We start from the raw sequence: 21,710 nt of genomic DNA on the forward strand, positions 1-21,710 counted from the left end.
GGTCCGATCCCGACGCCAGCACCCAGCCGCGCGCGGGCATCCCGCCCGGGACGGCGAGGATCATCGCACGGCCTCCCGGACCGTCGCGGCGTGCGACGTTGTGGGAGACGCGGCGAGGCGCGCGGCGCCCAGGATCCGCCCGTCCTCGGACTGGAGCAGCAGGGCCGCCGTCTCGCCCTCGGGACGCGCCGACGCGAAGGTCGCGGCGGAGCCGGACCAGCGCCCGAGGTCGCGCACCGACCGGACGATGTTGGCCTGCTCGATGGTGCGCCCGGCATTCTCGCCGCGCAGCACGCGGGTGGTGTGGCTCGGATCGTACCCGATCAGGAGGACGCGGCCCGCGGCGCCGCCGGCCCCGGCACCGATCTGCGCGACGACCTGCTCGCCGTCGCGGGCCAGCGTCACGGGAATGCCGGGCCCGGCCTGCCGGGCGCGCGCGATCGCGGCGCGCAGGCCGGCCTCGTCGGAGCCGACCAGCCCGACCTGCCCGTCGATCACCGCCTGCGGCGTGTAGGTGGGTCCGCCGAGACGGGCCGCGTAGGCCTCCTGGCGGGCGGTGGCGGCCGGCAGGGCGTAGCGATCGCGCCAGTCGAGATGGTTCCAGTAGGTGACGTGGAACGCGAGCGGCAGGACATCGCCCTGCGCCCCCGCCGGCTCGTGGGCGAGGCGGCCGATCAGCGCCTCCGCGGGCGGGCAGGAGGAGCAGCTCTGCGAGGTGAACAGCTCGACGACGACGGGGCGCTCCGCCGCGTCGGCCGGGTAGAGGCTGCCGCACAGCAGGGCGGCGGCGATCAAGAGGGCAGGGCGCATGGCCGGAACTCCCGCACGCCGGCGGTTCGGACCCGGCGTACCGGCTCCTTCGGCGGCGGCGCGGCGGCGGTTACACCGGCGGCGCGAGTTCGAAGGCGTCGACGTCGCGCAGCAGGGCGACGAAGGCCCGGGCGCCGTGGTCGAGCGCCGCGCGGCCCGCCTCGGCCGTGCCGAGCCGCGCGTCGCCCATGGCGCCCGAAGCCTGGAGATCGCCGGCCTTCCACGCGAAGGCGGCGGGGCGGCCGGCGCGCAGGTGGGTGAAGTCGCGGATCATCGACAGCGTGCGCGGCGGGAAATCCGCGACCCGGTCGGTCCGGACGAGGTCCGGCCGCAGGGCCAGCATCAGCGCCGTCTCGATGCCGCCGGCGTGGATGCCGTGGGCGATCTCGTCCGCCGGGAACAGACCCTCGGGATAGCCGAGCCGCGCCCAGGATGTCGTGACCGCGACCATGCCGAACCGGGCGCGCAGCTCGCCCGCCACGAGATCGATGAGCGCGCTGTTGCCGCCGTGGCTCGTGACGATCACCAGCTTGCGGCAGCCGGCGCGGTGGACGGCCGCGCCGATGCCCGTCCAGGCGGCCAGCGCCGTCCCGGTCTCCAGGGAGAGCGTGCCGGGAAACGCGTCGTGCTCGTCGGACTTGCCCACCGGCTGGACCGGCAGCAGCAGCACGTCGAGATCCGCCGGCACGCCGTCGCGCACCCGGGCGAGGTAGCCCTCGGCGATCACGGTGTCGGTCGCGAGGGGGAGGTGGGGACCGTGCTGCTCGACGGCGGCCACCGGCAGGACGGCGATCGCGCGACCCATGTCCCGTTGGGTGAAGTCTTCGGTGGTCAGCTCGGACCAGAACTGCGCCGTCATCTCTGCCGCGGCCTCCGCCCGCCCCGCACGCGGCGGGTCCGGAAGGCGATCTAGCCGGCAGGCCGGCGCCGAGTCGACCGTCGCGCCGGCGATCCTTCCTCAGACAACCGGTCCCGCGCCGGCCCGGATCGCGTCAGGCGAACAGCGCGTCGATGTCGTCCTGGGAGGGCGTGGCGTCCACGGCCTGCGGGCCGTTCAGCATGAGGTCCTCGGCCCGGGTCCGCCGGGCACGCTCGGCGGGATCCATGGAGGCCGCGTCGCGGGCCTTCACGGCGCCGACGAAGCGGGCGAGGCGCTGCTCGAACAGGCGCAGCGATTCGACCACCTTGGCGATCCGCTGGCCGGTGATGTCCTGGAACGCGCAGGCCTCGAAGATCGTGTTGATGCGCTCCTCGACCGCGTCGCGGTAGCCCGGCCCGTCGGGCAGGCCGAGCATCGCCTCGGCCGCCTCCATGATCGTGTTGGTGGCGCCGGCGGTCGCCTCCACGACGCTGCCGAGCTCCTCGTGCGCCATGGGGATCCGGTCGCGACTCATCTCGTTCGCGCGCAGCGCCCCGATCTCCTCGCGGAGATGGGCGATGTAATCCGCGATCTCGATCAGCTCGGAGATCACGGTCTGCGGCTCGCGAAGCCGCAGATCGGTCTGCCGTGCGGCGGCTGACGACATGCTCTCCTCCTCGGATCTGTGGCCGTCCTCGCCGGCCACGCCACGTCTCGGCGTCCGGCGGCGCGGGAGCGATCCGTCCGGACGCGCGGTGGTCGAAGACGGGAGGCCGGTCAGCTGCCGCAGACCGCCTCGATCTTCGACTTCAGCGTGGCCGCGTTGAAGGGCTTGACGATGTAGTTGTTCACGCCGGCCTTCTTGGCCGCGATCACGTTCTCGGTCTTCGATTCGGCCGTCACCATGATGAACGGCGTCGTCCGAAGATTTTCGTCGGCGCGCACGTGACGGAGCAGCTCGTAGCCGGTCATCGGCTCCATGTTCCAGTCGGAGATGACGAGCCCGTACTTGCGACCCTTCAGTCGTGCGAGCGCCTCGGTCCCGTCGGAAGCGTCGTCGACCTCCTCGAAGCCGAGCTGCTTCAGTAGATTGCGAATAATGCGGACCATCGTCTGGTAATCGTCGACAACGAGGATCGGCATGCTCAGGTCGAGAGCCATCGAACAACTGCTCCGTATTGCCCGGCGGGAAGCCGCGGCGGCTCCCGGATAGATTAACGCTTCGCTAACGCTGCAATTTAGCTGCGCTGCACAGCATTTCAAATAGGGCATGCGCATTGCGAAGCCGTTAATCGGCGCGGGCGGCGCATGGCCGCCCGCGCGGCGTCGCCTCGCTTGACCCTCCGGGCGCCTTTCGGCAGGGTCCGGCCGCGTCGGGCCCCTCGCGGACATGTCAGGCGACCCTATCCGACCCTTCCGAGCACTCGACCCGAACCGATGGCCACAGGCGACGACACGGCCGCGCGACCCTTCACGATCTGCCGCGCCGACGCCCCCGTCCCGCCGGCCCTGGCCGGGGCCGTGGCGGCGATCGGCAACTTCGACGGCGTCCATCTCGGGCACCGGATGCTCGTCGACAGCGTGCGCGCCGCCGCCCGCGCGGCCGGCCGGCCGGCCGCGATCCTGACCTTCGAGCCGCACCCGCGGGCCTACTTCACGCCCGACGCGCCGATGTTCCGGCTGACCGGCCTCGCCGCCAAGGAGATCGTGTTCGCGCATCTCGGCCTCGACGGGCTGATCGTGCGCCGCTTCGACGGGGCTCTGGCGGAGACCGGCGCCCGCGCCTTCGTGCTCGATTTCCTGAAGCGGTCGCTGGGCCTGTCCGGCGTGGTCGTCGGACACGATTTCCACTTCGGCCGCGGCCGCGAGGGCACGCCCGCGATCCTGGCCGACCTCTGCCGGGAGGCGGGGATGAGCTGCCGCATCGTGGCGCCGGTCGCCCTCGGCGGCGAGACCGAGCCGGTCTCCTCCAGCGCGATCCGCGCGGCCCTCGCAGCCGGCGACGTCGCCCGCGCCAACGCGCTGCTCGGCTACCGCTGGTTCGTCCTCGGCGCGGTCCGCCACGGCGACAAGCGGGGCCGCCAACTGGGTTTCCCCACCGCAAACGTGATGCTGCCCGATTGCGGGCTCGCGCACGGCATCTACGCGGTGCGGGTCCGCCTGGCCTCGGGCGCGTTCCGCGACGGCGTGGCGAGCTACGGCCGCCGCCCGACCTTCGACGACGGCGCACCGTTGCTGGAGACCTACCTGTTCGACTTCTCCGGCGATCTCTACGGGCAGGACATCGCTGTGGAGTTCGTCGGGTACATCCGCGGCGAGGAGCGGTTCGCCAGCGCCGAGGCGCTGGTCGAGCGGATGCATGTCGACGCGGCCGCGGCCCGGACCATGCTGGCGCGGGATGAGACCCCGTCGATGCTGACCTGAGCCCCGCGGGCATCGCGGCGCGCGCGGATCGTGTAGAAGGCACCATCGAGCAGGAGGCGGACGTGCTGGGTCGTTACGAGCGCGCGAACAGCGGCGAGGCGGTCGTCGAGTACGGCGACGGCACCATGCGGGTGGTCAAGCCCGGCAGCTTCGTGCGCTGCGCGGTGACCGGAGAGCCGATCCCGCTGGACGCCCTGCGCTACTGGAGCGCCGCCCGCCAGGAGGCCTACGCCTCCCCCGAGGCGCTCCTCAGGCGGCTCAAGGAAACCGGCCGCCCCTGACGGTCACGGCGCGCCGAGCGCGCCGCGGATCTGCCGGCGCAGGGCGGCCGCGTCGTCGAGCGCGAGGCGGACGCGCAGCACCCGCACGCCTGCCGCGAAAGCCGGCGGCAGGCGCACCGCGTCCTTCTCGGTGGTGACGAGCGCGGCGTCGAGGCGCCGAGCCGCCTCGGAAAGCGCCGCCAGCTCGCGCGCCCGGTAGGGATGATGGTCGGGGTAGGGGCGCGTCCCGACGATCACCGCCCCCGCCTCGGCCAGGGTCGCGAAGAACTTCTCCGGGCGGCCGATCCCCGCGAAGGCGAGGCAGCGGCGGCCGGCCAAGTCGTCCGTCTCCGGGACGAGGCGCGCCCTGTGGACCGGCAGGCCGCGCCGCTCGGCGGCCCGGGCGACCGCGGCGCCCCCGGCCCCGTCGCCGATCACGATCAGGCCGCCGACATGCGGCCATTGCCGGGCGAGCGGCGCGCGCAGCGGCCCCGCCGGGAACGGCAGGCCGTTGCCGAGGCCGGCGGGGCCGTCGACCACAGCGAGGCTGAGGTCTTTGGCGAGGCTCGGGTTCTGGAGGCCGTCATCCATCACGACGACGTCGGCGCCGAGGCTCCGGCACAGGGCGGCCCCGGCCGGGCGGTCGCGGGCGACGATCGCGGGCGCGAGGCGGGCGAGGAGCAGCGGCTCGTCGCCGACATCGGCGGCGGCGTGGTGCGCGGGATCGACCCGCACCGGACCCGCGAGCCGGCCGCCGTAGCCGCGCGACAGGAAGGCCGGCGCGGCGCCGAGTTCGGCGACGAGGCCCGCGACCGCCAGGGCGGCCGGCGTCTTGCCGGCTCCGCCGAGGGTGAAGTTGCCCAGGCACAGGACCGGGCAGCCGGCCCGCGCGCCGGGGCGGTCCATCCGCCGCGCCACGAGCGCCCCGTAGGCCGCGCCGACCGGCGCCAGCGCGCGCGCGGCCGGGTGATCCGGCCCCGCGGCCCAGAAGGCCGGCGGTCTCATCAGGCCCGCGCGAGCGGGCGCGCGGGGCTGCCGCGGTCGAGGCGCTGGAGCTTCATCTGCGCCACGAACGGGTCGAGGACCGCGAGCGTGCGCGCCACCGCCCCCTCGAACGGCTCCAGGGCGCGCTGCCCGGCGCGGGCCATGTCGGCGAGGCGCTCCCGGTCACCGAGGAGCTCGGCGGCGACCGCCGCCAACTCGACGCCGTCGCGCACCGGCATGGCGCCGCCGGCGCGGTCGAGGGCCTGGTAGATGACGCCGAAATTCTCGGTGTGCGGCCCGTGAAGCACCGCCGAGTCGAGCCGCAGTGGCTCGATCGGGTTCTGGCCACCCCGCGGAACCAGGGAGCCGCCGAGGAACACCAGGGGGCAGAGGCGGTAGAACAAGCCCAGCTCGCCGATCGTGTCGGCGACGTAGACCTCGATCGAGGGATGGGGCCGCCCGCCGGTGGACCGCAGCGCGCTGCGCAGGCCGACGGCGTTCGCGCAGGCGACGGCCTCGCCCCCCCGGGCCGGGTGGCGCGGGGCGATGATGGTCAGGAGCTGGGGGAACTGCGCCTTCAGCATCGCGTGCGCGTAGGCGACCATGGCCTCCTCGCCGGAATGCGTGCTCGCCGCGACCCAGACCGGCCGGCCGGCCACCATGGCTCCCAGATAGGAGAGCTGCTGCGCGTCGGCCGGCGGCACCGAGGCGTCGAATTTCAGGTTGCCGGCGATGCTCACCCGCGGCGCGCCGAGCTTGGCGAAGCGCTCGCCGTCCTCCTGGGTCTGCGTGAGGCAGATCGCGATCCGCGCCAGGAGCGCCTTCGCGGTGCGCGGGCAGCGCTCCCAGCCCCGGAACGAGCGCTCCGACATGCGCCCGTTGACCAAGATCAGCGGGATCTCGCGCTCGTCGAGCGCCAGGATCGTGTTCGGCCAGATCTCCGACTCGGCGATCACCGCGAGGTCCGGCTGCCAGTGGTCGAGGAACCGTCCGACCCAGCGCGGCGCGTCCAGGGGCATGTACTGATGCACCGCGCCCGGAGGCAGCCGGACGCCGACCAGCTCGGCGGCCGCGCGCGTGCCGGTGGTGACGAGGACCGAGAAGCCGCGGGCGATCATGCCCTCGACGAGCCCGATCAGCGACAGGGCTTCGCCGACGCTGGCGCCGTGCATCCAGGCGAGCGGCCCGACCGGCCGGGCCCGGCCCGGCAGGCCCCGCCGCTCCGGGAGCCGGCGCGGATCCTCCTTGCCGCGCTGCGCGCGCCACGCGAGCAGGCCCGTCAGCGCCGGCTCGCCGATGCGCAGGCCGGCCCGGTAGGCCTGTAGCGGCAGGGTCACGGAGGGGCGCCTCACGCGAGGTCTCCCACCGGCGCCTGCCCGATCTCGGGGATCTGGTCGCGGTAGAGCGCCGCCCGGTCGGCGCGCCCGACGAGGGCGTAGGCACGGGCGTGGACCCGGTTCATCTCGGCCTCGACGAAGCGGCGGAGCGTCTCGAACGCCTCGCCCTCGCAGTCCCGCGGGACGTAGATCGGGTCGCCCAGCACGATCGCGCCGCGGCCGAAGGGCAGCCCGAGGCAGGCCCGGTCCCACGAACTGAAGCGCAGGTGCCGGCTCGTCACCACGGCCGCCGGGACGATCGGCCGGCCGGAGAAGCGCGCGAGGGTGAGAATCCCGGCATCGCACCGGCGGGAAACCTTCGGCACGTCGGCGCTGAAGGCCACGGATTCGCCGGCCTTCAGCGCCCGCAGCATCGCCCGCAAGCCCTCCGCGCCGCCCTTGGCGCGCTGATCGGTGGCGCGGCCGCGGCCGCGGGCGCCGGAGGCGCGCATCACGCGGACGCCGAAGCGCTCCAGCGCGATGGTGTTGATGTTCCCGTCCGGGTTCCGCGAGATGATCGTCGCCACGCGGTCGCCCGGTCGGCGCAGGAGCGGCATCATGATGTGCTGGCCGTGCCACATGCCGAGGATCAGCGGCGTGCGCGCGTCGATCCACCCGTCCGCCGCGCCCGCGGACGCCTCGCCCGCGTGGATCTCGAAGCGGTTGGTGAGGCGCACGAGCCGCAGATAGGTCGCCGCGAGACGGCCGAGGAGGCGCTGCACGGGGGGCTGGCGGAGGAGACGCTTACCGAGGCTCATGTCACGCTTGGGGCGGGCCGGCGTGCCGCCGCCCGATCAGGTCCGGATCGAATTCGACCGCACATGGTCTAGCTCCCGCTCCGGAGACGAGACAATCGGCCTCGTCCACAACCACACGGTTAGGCCGCCGGGATCGGCGGGCGTTCCGACGCCGCGGATGCTCCCGCGGCGCGGCGAAAACACGGCAGCGAGCCTTGTTTAGATCAATTCCAGACTATAGATTGGAATGGATCCAAAGAAGGAGATTCGCATGGCCGCCGCCCTCGACAGCGCCGCCGACCTGCACGCCGAGGCGCGCCGCGCCTTCGTGCTGCGCTACGTGCAGCCCGGCCTTGCCGGCCTGATCGACGGCTCGGTCTCGACCCTCGCGCCGATCTTCGCGGCGGCCTTCGCCACGGGTCACAACGGCGCGACCTTCCTGGTGGGGCTCGCAGCCTCGGTCGGGGCCGGCATCAGCATGGGGTTCACCGAGGCCCTGTCGGACGACGGCGCCGTCACCGGCCGCGGCGATCCGTGGCTGCGCGGCCTAGTCTGCGGGGCGATGACCACGCTGGGCGGCCTCGGCCACACGCTGCCCTACGCGATCCCCGACACGCTCCCGGCCGGCTGGCCGAACCCGTTCGTCCTGGCCACGAGCCTCGCGGTTCTGGTGGTGATCGTGGAGCTCGCGGTCATCGCGGCGATCCGCACGCGCTTCATGGCGACGCCGTTCTGGCGCGCGGCCCTGCAGGTCATGCTCGGCGGCGCGCTGGTGCTGGTGGTCGGGATGCTGATCGGAAGCGCTTGACGGGACGCGCCGCGCCCGCGATGCGGGGCGCCTTTCCCCGTGTCGAGGGTGACCACCGGCGTTGACCTTCCGCCTCGCCCATCTCAGCGATCCGCATGTCGGGCCCCTCGGGCCGGTGCGCCTCCGCCAGCTCCTCGGCAAGCGCGCCACCGGCTACGCCAACTGGCGGCGGGGGCGCTCGCGCAGCCACGATATGACCGTGCTGGAGGCCCTGGTCACCGATCTGAAGGCGCAGGGGGCCGCGCACGTCGCCTGCACGGGCGACCTGTGCAACATCGGCCTGCCCAGCGAGTGGGAGACCGCCCGCACCTTCCTGGAAGCCCTCGGATCCCCCGAGGCGGTGAGCTTCGTGCCGGGCAACCACGACGCCTATGTCCGCGGCTCCCTGGAAGGCCTGCTCGCCGCCTGCGGCCGCTACACGGGGGACGATTCGGGCTCCTGGGGCCACTTCCCGTACCTGCGGCGCCGCGGCCCGCTGGCCCTGGTCGGCCTGTCCAGCGCGATCCCGACGAAGCCCTTCGTGGCGACCGGCCGCCTCGGCGCGTCGCAGCTCGCCGCGGCCGAGACCCTGCTCCGCGCCCTGGCCACCGAGCCCGGTCGGCCGTTCCGTGTGGTGATGATCCACCATCCGCCGCAGCCCGGCGGCGCCTCACCGGGGCGCGAGCTCAAGGACGCGGCGGCGTTCACCGCGATGATCGGGCGGGCCGGCGCGGACCTGATCCTGCACGGTCACAATCACGTCACCAGCACCGCCCGGATCGCGGGGCCGGACGGGCGGACCGTCCCGGTCATCGGAGCCCCCTCCGCCTCGGCGCGCGCGGACGGTCACGGCGCGATCGCGTCGCGCCGGGCCTCCTACCTGCTGTTCGAGATCGGCCGGGCGGACCAGGGGTTCTCGGTCACGGCCCGTCGGCGGGGCCTCGACGCGTCGGGCACCGTGGGCGATCTCGGCACGCTCGACCTCGGCGCGCCGGGCGGAGCCTGAGGGCGTGAGCCGGCACGGCCGTCGTGATGGCGGCGCCGGCCCAATGATCGGCAACGATGCGGTTCAGATGCCGGCGACCGCGAGGTCGGCGCGCTGCTGTCGGCTGAGACTTGCTTCGTAGCGCTCGGCCTGGAGGCGGGTGAGACCGCATATCAACGCGAGTGTCCCGCGATACACGGTATAGGTGCCGTCGTGAGTCGGCCTGACGCGAATCACCTCTGCCATGGGAGCCTGCCTTATGCTGGAGGTTGCCTGCTTTCGTCTGAGGAAATCGTCCCTTCTCGCTGGATTGGCCGGTCGAACGCGCGAACGAGGGCGAGGTTATCAGTCGTTCCAAAGGTGGCAAGGGTCGTATACGTCGAAATGCTTAGGTCCTTCTGCTGCAATGCGGCAAAGCCTTGGCCGGCCACGCGATCCGCGGGTGCGCAAAAAAGCGGCCGCCGTCTTGCATTTTGAATATGCTGCGCGGGTCGGCCGGGAGCCGCCCGGGCGGCGCGAATCGTAGGATGGATCCCGCCCGTCCGGGCGCGAAAGGACACCCCATGCAGCTCTGGCGTCTGACGGCGACCGACCTCGCGGCCCTGATCCGCTCCGGCCAGGTCTCGGCCCGGGAGGTGGCGCGGGACGCCCTCGACCGGCTCGACGCGGTCAACGGGCGGATCAACGCCGTGGTCGAGCACCGGCCCGAGGACGTGCTGGCGCAGGCGGACGCGGTGGACGCCGCCCGGGCGCGCGGCGAGGCCCCCGGTCCGCTGGCGGGCGTGCCGGTCACCGTCAAGGTCAACGCCGACCAGCGCGGCTTCGCGACGACGAACGGGCTGCGCCTCCAGCGCGATCTCGTGGCGACGGACGACAATCCCGTCGTCGCCAACCTGCGCCGGGCCGGCGCCGTGCTGCTCGGGCGGACCAACACGCCGGCCTTCTCGCTGCGCTGGTTCACCACGAACCAGCTCCACGGCGACACCAAGAATCCCCGCGACCCGGCGCTGACGCCCGGCGGCTCCTCCGGGGGTGCCGGCGCCGCGGTGGCGGCCGGGATCGGCGCCATCGCGCACGGCACCGACATCGCCGGCTCGGTGCGCTACCCGGCCTATGCCTGCGGGGTGCACGGGCTGCGCCCGAGCCTGGGCCGGATCCCGGCCTGGAACGCGTCCTCGCCCGAGCGCGGCATCGGCCCCCAGCTGATGGCGGTCTCGGGCCCGCTCGCCCGCAGCATCGCCGACGTGCGCCTCGGCCTCGAGGTCATGGCGGCGCCCGACCCGCGCGACCCGTGGTGGGTGCCGGCACCGCTCGAGGGACCGCCCGTCGCGCGCGAGGTCGCGCTCTGCGTGCGGCCCGGGGGGCTCGCCACCGCACCGGAGGTCGAGGCCGCCCTGCGCGAGGCCGCGCGGCGCCTGAGCGAGGCCGGGTGGGCGGTCACGGAGATCGCCGACACCCCGCCGATCCGGGAGGCGTGCGAGCTGCAGCTCCAGCTCTGGCTCGGCGACGGCTACGCGGCGGTCCGGGCCGCGGCCGAGCGGGAGGGGGATCCGGCGGCGATCGGCCTCCTGGAGAGCTTCCGGCCGCGGGCCGAGGCGATGGCGCCCGACGCCATCGCCCGGGCTCTGACCCGGCGCGCGACGCTGGCGCGGGACTGGGCGCTGTTCCTGGCCGAGAACCCCGTGCTGCTGGTCCCGGTCTCGGGGGAGTTGCCCTTCCCGGACGGGCTCGACCGCACCGGCGATGCCGGGATCGCCCGGGCCTTCGAGGCGAACCTGCTGCAGGTCGGACTGGCGCCGATCGGCGTCCCGGCGCTCACGGTGACGACGGGCCTCGTCGGGCGGACACCCGTCGGCGTGCAGCTGGTCGCCGCCCGCTACCGGGAAGACCTCTGCCTCGCGGCCGGCGCGGCGATCGAGGCCGGCGGCGTGCCGGAGATGCCGGTCGACCCGGCCTGAGGCGCAACTGCGGCCGCCGGAACCGAACCGTCGCCGCCCCGCTTCTACAACCATTGGTTGCATAAGGCGCGGCATGTCGATGATCGCCACCGGCGGGTGCCTCGGAAGCACCCTGCTCTGTCTCCTGACCGCGTCGTCGGGACCGCTCCTCGCCCTGGCGGGCTTCTTCGGCGGCGGCACGGCCGGGGGCCTGCTGGGCGCACTGGCGGTCGCGGCCCTCGGCCGGGGTCGCGCCTGATCGCGGCGCGGCCGACCTCAGGGCCGGCCGGCGGCGCCGAGGTTGGCGAGCAGGGCCGCGAAGAGCCGGGCCCGCTGCGGCAGGGTCTCGATCAGCACGTGCTCCTCCAGGGTGTGGTAGCCCTGGCCCAGCGGTCCGAGCCCGTCGAGGGTCGGAATGCCGTTGGCGCCGGTGAAGTTGCCGTCCGAGCCGCCGCCGGCGCTGCGATGGGGCAGGGGCTGGCCGAGCGCCTCGCTCAGCGCACGCGCCTGCTCGTAGAGCGCCATGCAGCCGGCATCCGGCTCCCAGACCGGCCGGGTCACGCCGCGGGTCACGGTGAAGCGGACGCCGTCCTCCTCGCCCGACAGGGCCAGCATCCGCGCGACGCCGCGGTCGAGGTCGGCCTGCCGCTTGGCCATGCTGAGCGCCTGCCCGCGGCAGACGGTGGGGACGCAGTTCACCCACTGCCCGCCCGAGACGATCCCGGTCGAGACGGTGCAGTCGGCATCCGACAGCGCGTCGATGGCGAGGATCTTGCGCGCCATCGCGCGGATCGCCGAGCGCCCCTCGTGGGGCGAGGCGCCGGCGTGGCTCGGGCGGCCCAGGGCCTCGAGGTCGAAGCGGGCGATGGCGTAGCGGCCGGTGACGACCCCGTTCTCGGGCTGGCCGGGTTCGGGCACCAGCACGACGGCGTGGCGGGCGGCCTCCGCCTCGATCAGGTCGCGGGTGGAGGGGCTGCCGATCTCCTCGTCGCCGGTGAACAGGACGGTCACCGGCAGCGGCGTCTCGATCCCGGCCGCCGCCAGGGCGCGGATCGCCGCGAGCGCGATGACGTTGCCGCCCTTCATGTCGAGGATGCCGGGACCGTAGGCGCGGTCGCCCTCGATCCGCCACGGCAGGCTCCCGAGGGTGCCGACCGGATGCACCGTGTCGAGGTGGCCGAGCACCAGGATGCCGGGCGCGTCGCGGTCCCGGTGCGGGAACCGGGCGCGGACGCAGTCGCTCAGGCCCATGCGGCCCGGGATCGTCTCGACGGTCGCCCCGAGAAGCGCGAGGTCGCGGGCGGCGACGCCCATCATGCGATTGACCGCCGCCGCGTCGTGGGTGGGGCTCTCGCACAGCACCCAGGGCTGCAGGGTCGCGAGGATCTCGCGCGCGTCGAAGGACAGGTCCGGGATCATCGGGCGTTCTCCTCGGCGAACGGATCGGCGACGCGCGGCCAGTAGAGGCCGGACCGCTTGGTGTAGGGGATCGCGCCGTAATCCGGCGGGACGGCGCCGGGCGCCGCGACGTAGCGGACCTCGCTCGCGATCGGCGCGAAGGCGGCGTAGAAGTGCTGCATCGACTTCACCACGACGATCCGCTTGTCGTCGAGGCTCAGGCCGAGGCCCGTGAACGCGTCGGGCGCGAAGGCCTGCTGGCGCTTGTGGGTCAGCACCACGTGGATCCCGTCCGCCTCCACCCAGGCCGCGGGGCCGAGTTGGGCCCGGCCGCCGCTGAGGCCGGTCTGGCTGTGGTCGTCCGACAGGCCGCGGACCGTGACGCGCAGGTCCACCGGGTTCCCGGAGGTCACGCCGCACTTGCCGCCGATCCGGAGGGTGAAGGTCGCCCCGAGGCCGGCCTCGTGGCAGATGCCGACCGCGCCGGGATCCCAGATCAGGCCGAGCGCCACGTCCGCGATGCCCCGCTCGGCGAGGCGGGCGAGGATCGCGGTGTTGTCGGAGGGTGCGCCCGCGCCGGCATTGTCGGCGAAGTCGGCGAGCACCATCGGGCGCGGGTCGCCGGAGGCGAGCGCCCGGTCGATGGCCGCGTCGATCGTGTCGCAGTGGCTCGCCGCCTCCTCCCGCATCGCCCAGACGGCCCCGGCCAGCTCGTCGGCCAGCGCCTGCGCCTTGCCGGCATCGCCGTCGGCCACGACCAGCATCTTGGCGCCGACATCGGCCACGTCGCCCCAGGGAAAGCCGTGCCCGAAGGAGACCGACAGGATGCCGTCGCGCCCCTCCAGCGCCTCCATGCGGCGAACGAAGCCCGCGACCGGCTCGCGGCTGGTGCGCCACATGTTGACGATCCGGCAGTCGGCGTAGGCCATCACCGGCCGGATGTCCTTCGCCACGGTCCGGACGACCAGGGGGTACAGGTCGCGGGCGCGGTCGACGATGTCGGTGTGGGGGTATTCCTTGTAGATCACGATGACGTCTGCGCTGGCCCGCATCGTCTCGGTAAGGTGGCAGTGGAGGTCGAGCTCGACGCCGATCGTGGCGTCCGGTCCCACGATGGCGCGGACCCGCTCCAGGGTGTCGCCCTCGCAGTCGTCGTACCCCTCGGCCACCATGGCCCCGTGCATGAACAGCAGCACCGCGTCGACCGGCATCGCGGCCTCCAGATCCGCCAGCAGCGCGTCGCGCAGCTCCTCGTAGACGGCCCGCAGGGTGATCCCGCCGGGCTGCGCGAAGGTCGAGAGGCTCTCGACGACGGTGTGCCCGTCCGCCTCGGCCAGCGCGCGCCAGGCCTTGAGGCCGATATTGCTGAGGCTCGGCGGGTTCCGGCTGCCGTCCCGGCGGGCGTAGTCGGCGTGGAACGCCGACCGTCCGGTGGGCAGCGGCGCGAAGGTGTTGGTCTCGGTGGCGAGGCCGGCGATGAAGATCTTCAAGGTCCTGTCCCAATCCCTCCCGGCCGCCGGGTCAGGCGGGGCTCGGGGTCAGCGTGATGACCGTCTCGGTCGCCGCGTCCACGGCCGCGCGGCCGTAGAGCATCGGCACGTAGTCCTGGCGCCCCCAGACCGGGGCCAGGTCGGCGTAGTGCGGACTGCCTGGGTCCCCCGACTGGCCCGGCACGTTGATGAAGACCGAGCGGTCCCAGTCGCCCACGTCCACGACCATGCGGAACGAGGCGCCGTGGGTGAGCCGGAACGTGTCGGTCCGGTACTCCGCGTGCATGACCGATGCCGCGGCGCCGCCCACGGGCAGCGGGCCGACGTCCCAGCCGGATCCGGGCGCCAGGGCCATCAGCGGGTGCGCGAACAGCGCGTGGTGCAGGCGGCCCCAGGACCAGCCCGCGGCATCGGTGCCCATCCGCTCCCGGCAGGTGCGAAGGCCGGCGCCGAGGGCGTCGGTGAGCAGGGACGCGCGGGTCGCCGGGTCGAGACCGGTCTCCAGCCGCTCGATCAGGCTCTGCGTGTCGCCGGGCGGGAGGAGGCGGCGCGTCCCGGCATCGGGCACGAGCGCCGCGACCAGGGCCGGGCGGAGGTGCCGCACCCAGACCACCTCGATGAGGGCGGCCGCCGCGGAGCCGTGGTGCAGCGCGCCGTCGAACGCGGCCAGCAGGGCCTGGGCCGCGGCGGCGTCGGGATCGTCCGCCGCCGGCAGGGCGCGCATCAGGTCGGCCAGCCGCCGGGCCGGCTCGGAGACCACGTCGCCCTGGAGCGCCCGCGAATCCGCGAGGCTGTGCCGGTCCTGCCCGCCGAGGACCGCCCGGATGCGGCGGGCGCGCCAGGGCTCGGCCCACTCGAACCCGACCCTCCGGTCCTCCGCGGGATAGTCCGGCGGCAGGTTCATCTCGTTGGCGGTGGCGAGCCAGCCCGCTTCCGGATCGACGCTTCGGGGCAGGGCGGCGGGATCGTGGAAGCCGGCCCAGTCGTAGCGGCCGTCGCCCGGCGCCGGCAGCAACCCGTCGTGGCCGGGCCGCACCGGCGCCTTGCCGGCCATGAACCACGCGATCCGCCCCGACGCGTCGGCGTAGAGCTGGTTCACCGAGGGCGCCGACCAGTGGCGCAGGGCCTCGCCGAAGCCCTCGGGCGTCGTGGCGCCGAGATAGGCGAGGCTGCCGAGATAGGCGGCAGCGCCGGGCTCCGACCAGACGGTCCGCAGCGCGAAGGCGCGGCCCCTCTCCTCGCGGAGGACCGGCCCGTGCCGGGTGAAGCCGAGGATCACGGTCTCGTCCGGGCCGCCGCGCACCGGGATCCGCTCGGCGACGCGCGCGATCCGCTCCCAGCCGTCGCCGGAGCGGTAGCGGTCGGGATCGGCCGGGTCGGTCGCGCAGACGAACAGGTCCTCCTGATCGATCGGCGCGATCGTGAGGCTGAAGGCGGCGTGGCCGTTATGACCGATGGAGATGCCGGGCAGGGCCGGCTCGCCGGCCCCGATCACGTCGAGCCCCGGCGCGGTCAGGTGGACGGCGTAGCGCAGCGAGGGCTGCAGGTAGACCCGGTGCGGGTCGCTCGCCAGGATCGGCCGCCCGGTGGCGGTGCGGGTTGGCCCGACCGCCCAGTTGTTCGAGCCCTCGGCCGGCTCCTTCGGCGCGGCGCGGGGACCGCGCGTGACGGCCCCGTGCGCGTCGACCTTGGACCAGTCCCAGGCCTCGGCGCGCGTCGCCGCCATCCGGTCCGGGACGAACCCCACCGTCGCCGTGGCCAGCCGGAAGGCGTCGAGGAGATCGTCCGGCCAGTCGGCGGCGTCGAGCCCGTCGGGGATGACCAGGTCGTGCGGCGGGCTGATCCGCTTGCGCAGGTCGTCGACGGCGAGCCCGTCCGCCGAGCTCCGGCCCCGGGCGAGCACCCGCGCGCGGGCGACCTCGGAGAGGACGTTGCGGATCAGCGCGTGGCTGCGGATGCGCACCACGTCCTCCGGCTGCCACGGGGCCGGGCGCGTGTCCGTCACGGCGAATTCCGGCGGGCGCAGGTCGGGCCGCGCCTCGGTGAGGGCGACGTAGGCGTTGATCCCCGCCACGAAGGCGGTGACGATCGCCCGCGTGTCCTGCGGCCCGTAGGCCGCCCACTCGGCCGCCATGTCGCCGCGGTAGAGGAACAGCCGGGCGGCCCGGTCCTGGGCGAGGTAGCCGGGTCCGAAATCCGCCGCCAGCAGGCCGAGGCCGCGCTTGCGCCAGAGGTCGAGCTGCCAGAGCCGGTCCCGGGCGGCGTTGAACCCCTGCGCGCGGAACGCGTCGAGCGGGGTGCCGGCGCGGATATGCGCCAGCCCCCAGCGGTCGACGCGGATCTCCGCCGGCCCGTCGAGGCCGGGGAGGGCGTAGGCCGTCCCGCTCACAGAGCCACTTCGATGAGGTGCGGCCCCTTGCTGGCCAGCGCGTTCTGGAACGCCTCGATGAAGTCCGGCAGGGTCTCGACCCGCCGCCCCGCGACGCCGAAGCCGCGGGCGAGGCTCACCCAGTCGATGGCCGGATCGTCGAGGCTGAGCATGCCCAGCGCCTTCGGACCGGGATTGAGCGCGCCGACGTTGGTGAGCTCCGCCCGCAGGATCGCGTAGGAGCGGTTCGACCAGACGAGCGTCACCACGTCGAGGTGCTCGCGGGCCTGGGTCCAGAGCGCCTGCACCGTGTAGAGCCCGCTGCCATCGGCCTGCAGGTTGATGACCTTGCGGTCGGGGCAGGCCACCGCGGCGCCGGTCGCCATCGGGATGCCGAGGCCGATCGAGCCGCCGCTGAGCTGGAGCCAGGTGTGGGGCGCGGCGTCCCGGGTCAGGGCGAAGAAGTTGCGGCCTGTGGTGATCGACTCGTCGCAGATCACCGCACCTTCCGGGATCAGCGCGCCGAGCACCTGCCCGATCGTGTCCTGGTCGAGGGGACCGGAGGTCGGAAGCTTCGGGCGCGGCCCGACGGCGACCGGCTCGGCCGGCGGGGCCGCGACGGCCTCGGCGAGCCGCTCGAGGGCGTCGATCTGGTCCTCCTCGGGCGTGGCCAGCGTGATCGTAGTGCTGCCCTCCGGCGCCAGCAGGCTCGGCTTGCCCGGATAGGCGAAGAAGCCCACCGGCGGCGTCGCGCCGATCAGGATGATGTGGCGGAAGCCCTTCAGGGCGTCGATGCCCTGGTCGATCGGGTAGGGGAGGCGCTCGATCGGCACGGTGCCGGCGCCGCGATCGATCCGGGCGTTGGAGGTCATCGCCATCAGCCGGGCGCCGGTCTTGCGGGCGATCCGATCGGCGATGACCCGGCCCTCGCCCCGCACGGCCCGGTCGCCGAGATGCAGGAGCACCGGCTCGCCGCTCTGGAGAGCCTTCACGGCCGCCGCGATTGCGTCGTCGCCGGCCCGCGCCCGCTCGGGGATCGGCGGCACCGGCGCGGGGCCGGCGCCGGGATCCCAGGCGGTGTTGGCCGGCAGGATCAGGGTCGCGACCTGTCCCGGGGCGGTCTGGGCGGCCGCGATGGCGGCGGCGCCGTCGGAGCCGATCTCGGTCGCGCTCATGCCGGTCCGCACCCAGGAGGACATCGGGTGGGCCAGCCCCTCGATGTCCGAGGTGAGCGGCGCGTTGTACTCGCGGTGGTAGGTGGCGTGCTCACCGACGATGTTGACGACGGGGGTGCGCGCCTTCTTGGCGTTGTGGAGGTTGGCCAGCCCGTTGGCGAGGCCGGGCCCGAGATGGAGCAGGGTCGAGGCCGGCTTGTCGGCCATGCGGGCGTACCCGTCGGCGGCTCCGGTCGCCCCGCCCTCGAACAGGAACAGGACGCAGCGCATGCCCTCGACCCGGTCGAGGGCGGCGACGAAGTGCATCTCGGAGGTGCCGGGATTGGTGAAGCAGACCTCGACCCCGCCCTCCACGAGGGTCCGGACCAAGCTCTCGGCCCCGTTCATGGCGCGCGGCGTCTCGTCGGTCACGGGCGTCTCCTTCGGGGGCCGGCCGTCCGGGCTGGCGACTCGCATTTTTATTATCGTGGCGCAGCGGGCGCCACGCGCAAGGGGCGACGTCCGGCATCTTCTGTTCGCCGGACGCAGGGCCTAAGCCTGAGCGTGGCGCGGGAATTGCGCCCGGCGCGCCGCAACTTCGACGATTGGGATCCGGATGACATCTCGCCGCCTGATTGCCGCCGCCCTGGCGGGTACCGTGGCCCTGACGGGATCGGCCAGCGCCGAGAGCGTCCTGCGCATCGCCATGACGGCGAGCGACATTCCCACCACGACGGGCATGCCCAACAACGGCTTCGAGGGGATGCGCTTCCTCGGCTACCCGATCTTCGAGGGGCTGGTGCAGTGGGACCTCAAGAGCACCACCAAGCTCGCCGGCATCGTCCCGGCGCTGGCCGAGCGCTGGGAGCAGGACCCGAACGATAAGACGGTCTGGACCTTCCACCTGCGCCAGGGCGTGAAGTTCCACGACGGGACGCCGTTCAACGCCGACGCGGTGATCTGGAACCTCGACCGCTACTTCAAGAACGACAGCCCGCAATTCGAGCCGCAGGGCGCGGGCATCTCCCGGGCGCGAGCGCCGCTGGTCGGGAGCTACAGGAAGATCGACGAGTCGACCGTGCAGATCACCACCACCCAGGTCGCCTCGTACTTCCCTTACATGGTGGTCTACCTGCTCTTCACCTCGCCCGCCTCCTTCGAGAAGGCCGGGCGCGACTGGAGCAAGGTCGCGGCCCTGCCGGCGGCCGGCACCGGCCCGTTCAGGATCACCCGCGTCGCCCCGCGGGAGGCGGTCGATCTCGCCAGGTTCGACGGCTACTGGGACCCGAACCGGATGGCCAAGGTCGACAAGGTCCGGCTGCTGCCGATCCCGGAGGCGAATGCCCGCGTCGCCGCCCTGCGGGCCGGCCAGGTCGACTGGATCGAGGTGCCGGCGCCCGACGCGATCCCGTCAATGAAGCAGGCGGGCTTCACCATCACCACGGGCTCGTACCCGCATGTCTGGCCCTATTTCTTCAACATGGGTGCCAAGGACAGCCCGCTGAAGGACGTCCGCGTCCGGCAGGGCCTGAACTACTGCATCGACCGGGCCGGGATCGTGGAGCTCCTCAACGGCACCGCCGAGCCCGCGAGCGGGTGGCTGAACGACCGGGACCCGAATTTCGGCAGCCCGAAGAACCGCTACACCTTCGACGCCGCGAAGGGGAAGGCGCTGCTGGCCGAGGCCGGCTACACCGACAAGAAGCCGCTGAGCCTCAAGGTGATGATCTCCTCCTCCGGCTCGGGGCAGATGCTGCCGATGCCGATGAACGAGTACCTGCAGGAGAACCTGAAGCAGGCCTGCAACGTCGACCTGACCTTCAACGTGGTCGAGTGGCAGGTGCTGCTGAATGCCGGCCGCGCGCTCCCCGACGCGCCGACCCTCCAGGGCGCGATGGCGCTCAACGTCTCGTCGCCCTCGTCGGACCCGGCCGTCATGGCGCGCTACTTCGCGGGCGACCGGTTCCCGCCGAACGGCTTCAACTTCCCCACCTGGAAGGACGACGCGTTCGACGCCGCCCTCAAGGCGCTGGCCGAGACCACCGACGCGAAGGTGATCGACGCCCAGACCAAGGTCGCCCACGAGCGCCTCGTGGACAATCCGCCCTGGCTGTTCGTCGTCCACGACCTCAATCCCCGCGGGATGTCCAAGAAGGTCCAGGGTTTCGTCTCGCCGCAATCCTGGTTCGTCGACCTCACCCTCGTCAGCGTGCAGTGACCCTATGCCCGACATCGATCCCGTACACGCCTCCGCGGCCGAGCTCGGCCGCGCGATCCAGGCGCGGACCCTCTCGCCGGTCGACGCCGTCGACGCCCTCCTCGGCCGGATCGACCGGCTGGAGCCGAAGCTCCAGGCCTTCACGGAGGTCTTCGCCGCCGATGCCCGCCTCGCCGCCGAGGGGGCCGACCGGGCGATCCGGTCCGGCCACGCCTTGGGGCCGCTCCACGGCGTCCCGGTCGTGCTCAAGGACCTGATCGACCTGGAGGGCCGGATCACCATGGGCGGCTCGGCCGCCCACCGGGCGCGCCGGGCCGCGCGCACCGCGACGATCGCCCGGCGCCTCATCGGCCAGGGCATGATCGTGCTCGGCAAGACCCACACGGTGGAGTTCGCCTACGGCGGCTGGGGCACGAACCAGCATCTCGGCACGCCGTGGAATCCCTGGGATCCGGAGACGCCGCGCACCCCCGGCGGGTCGAGCAGCGGCACCGGCGTGTCGGTGGCGGCCCGCATGGCGCCCTGGGGCATCGGCACCGATACCGGCGGCTCGGTGCGCCTGCCGGCCTCCTTCTGCGGGCTGACGGGCCTCAAGGTGACGGTCGGGCGCGTCTCGACCTGGGGGATCGTGCCCCTCTCGATGACCCTCGACACGCCCGGACCGCTGACCCGCACCGTGGAGGACACGGCGCTGCTCTACGAGGCGATCTCCGGCCCCGATCCCCGCGATCCGACGACCCGCGGGGTCGCGCCGGACGCGCCCTGGCCGGCGCTGAACCGCGGGGTCCGCGGCCTGCGCCTCGGCCGGATGCCGGCCTCGGAGCGGGACGGGGTCGCCCCCGACATGCTGGCCGCCTACGACGCGGCCCTCGATCTCCTGGCCACCCAGGGCGCCGAGATCGTCGACGTCGTCCTGCCGTTCCGGTTCAGCGACTGCGTGGCCATGAGCCAGATCACCAACGCGGAGGCCTACTTCGTCAACGGGGATTTGGCAGAGGATCCGTCGGCACAGCTCGGCGACGCCGTCCGGGCGCGGATCCTGGCCGGCGCGAACGTCTCGGCCCAGGAGTATCTCGGCACGCTCCACCGCCGGGCCACGATGAAGCAGCAGTACGACGCCGCCCTCGCGGGCATCGACGCCCTCCTGACGCCGACCACGGAGAGCGCGGCCGTCGCGCTCGACGCCGTCGACGAGGCGCACCTCCCGTCGCGCTTCACCCGTTTCGGCAACCTGCTCGATCTCTGCGCCCTGGCGCTGCCGAACGGCTTCACCGCGTCCGGGCTGCCGCTCTCGCTGCAGATCGTCTGCCGCGGCTACGAGGAGACGACGGCGCTGCGGATCGGACAGGCCTACCAGCGCGCGACCGACTGGCACCTGCGCCGGCCGCCGGTGTGAGACCCGCGGAGTCTCGGCGCCTCCGGCGTTCGGCAGCGGACCTGCCGACGCCCCCATCCTGCGGGAGACCGCGGGCGATCCGGTGACGCGGAGACGGGATCCACGGCCCCGTCACGCCCGCCAGAAGGTCAACAGCCACCAGACGCCCGTCAGAACGAACCAGAGGAATCTCACACCTCTGATGAATTCATTAATCCCGAGGTACTCCATGAGGAAGCCGCCCAGGCAGGCCACATAGATGAAGGCGATGACCGTGGCCGTGGCCGGCGTGAGGATCCCGAATCCCCAGACCGCGGCGACGACGGCGAGGCCGAACGCGCACAGGCCGAAGGCGAGAAGGACGGGATGCGCCGCGCACCACTGCGCCACCCTGTCGTTGTCTGCGGACACGTGCTGCATGTGCGCCCCCGAATCGATAACTGACATCGACCATAAGGGCCGCGGCGTCCGGTTCTCGTGACGACGCGCACAGGATCGGCGCGGGCCCGGCGGCGGATCCACGTCTTGCGTGCGGCGGCGCCGGAGCG

The 21,710-nt window shown here is 73.5% G+C and carries 20 protein-coding genes and 1 pseudogene; 8 read left to right on the plus strand and 13 right to left on the minus strand.

The genetic code is table 11. The features are described from left to right. Nucleotides 1-60 precede the first annotated feature (60 nt). From ACQKQD_RS09040 to ACQKQD_RS09055, 4 genes are all read right to left on the minus strand, one after another. On the minus strand, nucleotides 61-810 hold the full coding sequence (locus ACQKQD_RS09040) for a DUF1223 domain-containing protein (RefSeq protein WP_427508144.1): 750 nt from the start codon (nucleotides 808-810) through the stop codon (nucleotides 61-63). Nucleotides 811-880: 70 nt separating this feature from the next. Continuing rightward, complete coding sequence (locus tag ACQKQD_RS09045) at nucleotides 881-1,669, minus strand: creatininase family protein (RefSeq protein ID WP_091979486.1); 789 nt, start codon at nucleotides 1,667-1,669, stop codon at nucleotides 881-883. 133 nt (nucleotides 1,670-1,802) lie between these two features. Next, on the minus strand, nucleotides 1,803-2,336 hold the full coding sequence (locus ACQKQD_RS09050; RefSeq protein ID WP_020093693.1) for a protein phosphatase CheZ: 534 nt from the start codon (nucleotides 2,334-2,336) through the stop codon (nucleotides 1,803-1,805). A 110-nt stretch (nucleotides 2,337-2,446) separates the two neighbouring features. Continuing rightward, complete coding sequence (locus tag ACQKQD_RS09055) at nucleotides 2,447-2,830, minus strand: response regulator (protein ID WP_012317888.1); 384 nt, start codon at nucleotides 2,828-2,830, stop codon at nucleotides 2,447-2,449. 276 nt (nucleotides 2,831-3,106) lie between these two features. On the opposite strand from ACQKQD_RS09055, the gene ACQKQD_RS09060 reads away from it, so the two are divergent. Together ACQKQD_RS09060 and ACQKQD_RS09065 are read left to right on the plus strand one after the other, a co-directional pair. Continuing rightward, nucleotides 3,107-4,093: a bifunctional riboflavin kinase/FAD synthetase gene (locus tag ACQKQD_RS09060; protein WP_427508145.1), complete on the plus strand. Its 987-nt coding sequence runs from the start codon at nucleotides 3,107-3,109 to the stop codon at nucleotides 4,091-4,093. 62 nt (nucleotides 4,094-4,155) lie between these two features. Further along, nucleotides 4,156-4,374: a DUF2093 domain-containing protein gene (locus tag ACQKQD_RS09065; RefSeq protein WP_427508146.1), complete on the plus strand. Its 219-nt coding sequence runs from the start codon at nucleotides 4,156-4,158 to the stop codon at nucleotides 4,372-4,374. Between the two features lie 3 nt (nucleotides 4,375-4,377). Here the strand turns inward: ACQKQD_RS09065 and lpxK are convergent, their stop codons facing one another. The 3 genes from lpxK to ACQKQD_RS09080 are packed head-to-tail and all read right to left on the minus strand — an operon-like array spanning nucleotide 4,378 to nucleotide 7,471. Beyond that, nucleotides 4,378-5,358, minus strand: coding sequence for a tetraacyldisaccharide 4'-kinase (lpxK, locus tag ACQKQD_RS09070; RefSeq protein ID WP_427508147.1), 981 nt, complete (start codon nucleotides 5,356-5,358; stop codon nucleotides 4,378-4,380). After that, the gene (locus ACQKQD_RS09075; protein WP_427508148.1) at nucleotides 5,358-6,689 is read right to left on the minus strand and encodes a 3-deoxy-D-manno-octulosonic acid transferase; all 1,332 of its coding nucleotides are present in this window, start codon (nucleotides 6,687-6,689) and stop codon (nucleotides 5,358-5,360) included. Before ACQKQD_RS09075 ends, lpxK begins: the two co-directional genes overlap by 1 nt. Then, a complete protein-coding gene (locus ACQKQD_RS09080) occupies nucleotides 6,686-7,471 on the minus strand; it encodes a lysophospholipid acyltransferase family protein (RefSeq protein ID WP_427508149.1) in 786 nt (261 codons plus the stop codon). Before ACQKQD_RS09080 ends, ACQKQD_RS09075 begins: the two co-directional genes overlap by 4 nt. A 295-nt stretch (nucleotides 7,472-7,766) precedes the next feature. Between ACQKQD_RS09080 and ACQKQD_RS09085 the strand changes: the two are divergent. Together ACQKQD_RS09085 and ACQKQD_RS09090 are read left to right on the plus strand one after the other, a co-directional pair. Further along, a pseudogene (locus tag ACQKQD_RS09085) lies at nucleotides 7,767-8,258 on the plus strand (VIT1/CCC1 transporter family protein); the annotation flags it as partial. A gap of 61 nt (nucleotides 8,259-8,319) precedes the next feature. After that, nucleotides 8,320-9,243, plus strand: a complete 924-nt coding sequence (locus ACQKQD_RS09090) for a metallophosphoesterase family protein (RefSeq protein ID WP_427508150.1) — start codon at nucleotides 8,320-8,322, stop codon at nucleotides 9,241-9,243. A 63-nt stretch (nucleotides 9,244-9,306) separates the two neighbouring features. Here the strand turns inward: ACQKQD_RS09090 and ACQKQD_RS09095 are convergent, their stop codons facing one another. Further along, the gene (locus tag ACQKQD_RS09095) at nucleotides 9,307-9,468 is read right to left on the minus strand and encodes a hypothetical protein (RefSeq protein WP_012317896.1); all 162 of its coding nucleotides are present in this window, start codon (nucleotides 9,466-9,468) and stop codon (nucleotides 9,307-9,309) included. Between the two features lie 317 nt (nucleotides 9,469-9,785). Here ACQKQD_RS09095 and ACQKQD_RS09100 point away from each other — a divergent pair, with 317 nt between their 5' ends. After that, the gene (locus tag ACQKQD_RS09100) at nucleotides 9,786-11,180 is read left to right on the plus strand and encodes an amidase family protein (RefSeq protein WP_427508151.1); all 1,395 of its coding nucleotides are present in this window, start codon (nucleotides 9,786-9,788) and stop codon (nucleotides 11,178-11,180) included. A gap of 73 nt (nucleotides 11,181-11,253) precedes the next feature. Then, entirely contained in the window at nucleotides 11,254-11,418 is a 165-nt protein-coding gene (locus ACQKQD_RS09105; RefSeq protein ID WP_165923085.1) for a hypothetical protein, read from the plus strand. Between the two features lie 17 nt (nucleotides 11,419-11,435). Here the strand turns inward: ACQKQD_RS09105 and ACQKQD_RS09110 are convergent, their stop codons facing one another. The 4 genes from ACQKQD_RS09110 to ACQKQD_RS09125 are packed head-to-tail and all read right to left on the minus strand — an operon-like array spanning nucleotide 11,436 to nucleotide 17,977. After that, complete coding sequence (locus tag ACQKQD_RS09110) at nucleotides 11,436-12,578, minus strand: M20/M25/M40 family metallo-hydrolase (protein ID WP_354455875.1); 1,143 nt, start codon at nucleotides 12,576-12,578, stop codon at nucleotides 11,436-11,438. After that, nucleotides 12,575-14,047: a M81 family metallopeptidase gene (locus ACQKQD_RS09115; protein ID WP_427508152.1), complete on the minus strand. Its 1,473-nt coding sequence runs from the start codon at nucleotides 14,045-14,047 to the stop codon at nucleotides 12,575-12,577. The genes ACQKQD_RS09110 and ACQKQD_RS09115 overlap by 4 nt, the downstream gene beginning before the upstream one ends. Before the next feature lie 31 nt (nucleotides 14,048-14,078). Next, nucleotides 14,079-16,436, minus strand: coding sequence for a penicillin acylase family protein (locus ACQKQD_RS09120; protein WP_100252702.1), 2,358 nt, complete (start codon nucleotides 16,434-16,436; stop codon nucleotides 14,079-14,081). Then, nucleotides 16,433-17,977 carry an acetolactate synthase large subunit gene (locus ACQKQD_RS09125; protein WP_427508293.1) on the minus strand — a complete coding sequence of 515 codons (1,545 nt, stop codon included), beginning with the start codon at nucleotides 17,975-17,977 and terminating at the stop codon, nucleotides 16,433-16,435. The genes ACQKQD_RS09120 and ACQKQD_RS09125 overlap by 4 nt, the downstream gene beginning before the upstream one ends. A gap of 208 nt (nucleotides 17,978-18,185) precedes the next feature. Between ACQKQD_RS09125 and ACQKQD_RS09130 the strand changes: the two genes are divergently transcribed. Further along, nucleotides 18,186-19,787, plus strand: a complete 1,602-nt coding sequence (locus ACQKQD_RS09130; RefSeq protein WP_427508153.1) for an ABC transporter substrate-binding protein — start codon at nucleotides 18,186-18,188, stop codon at nucleotides 19,785-19,787. A gap of 4 nt (nucleotides 19,788-19,791) precedes the next feature. Further along, nucleotides 19,792-21,183 (plus strand): amidase, encoded by a 1,392-nt coding sequence (locus ACQKQD_RS09135; protein WP_427508154.1) that lies wholly within the window; start codon nucleotides 19,792-19,794, stop codon nucleotides 21,181-21,183. 111 nt (nucleotides 21,184-21,294) lie between these two features. On the opposite strand, the gene ACQKQD_RS09140 is transcribed toward ACQKQD_RS09135, so the two are convergent. Beyond that, nucleotides 21,295-21,582, minus strand: a complete 288-nt coding sequence (locus ACQKQD_RS09140; RefSeq protein ID WP_427508155.1) for a hypothetical protein — start codon at nucleotides 21,580-21,582, stop codon at nucleotides 21,295-21,297. Between the last annotated feature and the right edge of the window lie 128 nt (nucleotides 21,583-21,710).

Origin of the sequence: Methylobacterium sp. NPDC080182 (assembly GCF_050281105.1) — a bacterium.
Lineage (GTDB): Bacteria > Pseudomonadota > Alphaproteobacteria > Rhizobiales > Beijerinckiaceae > Methylobacterium.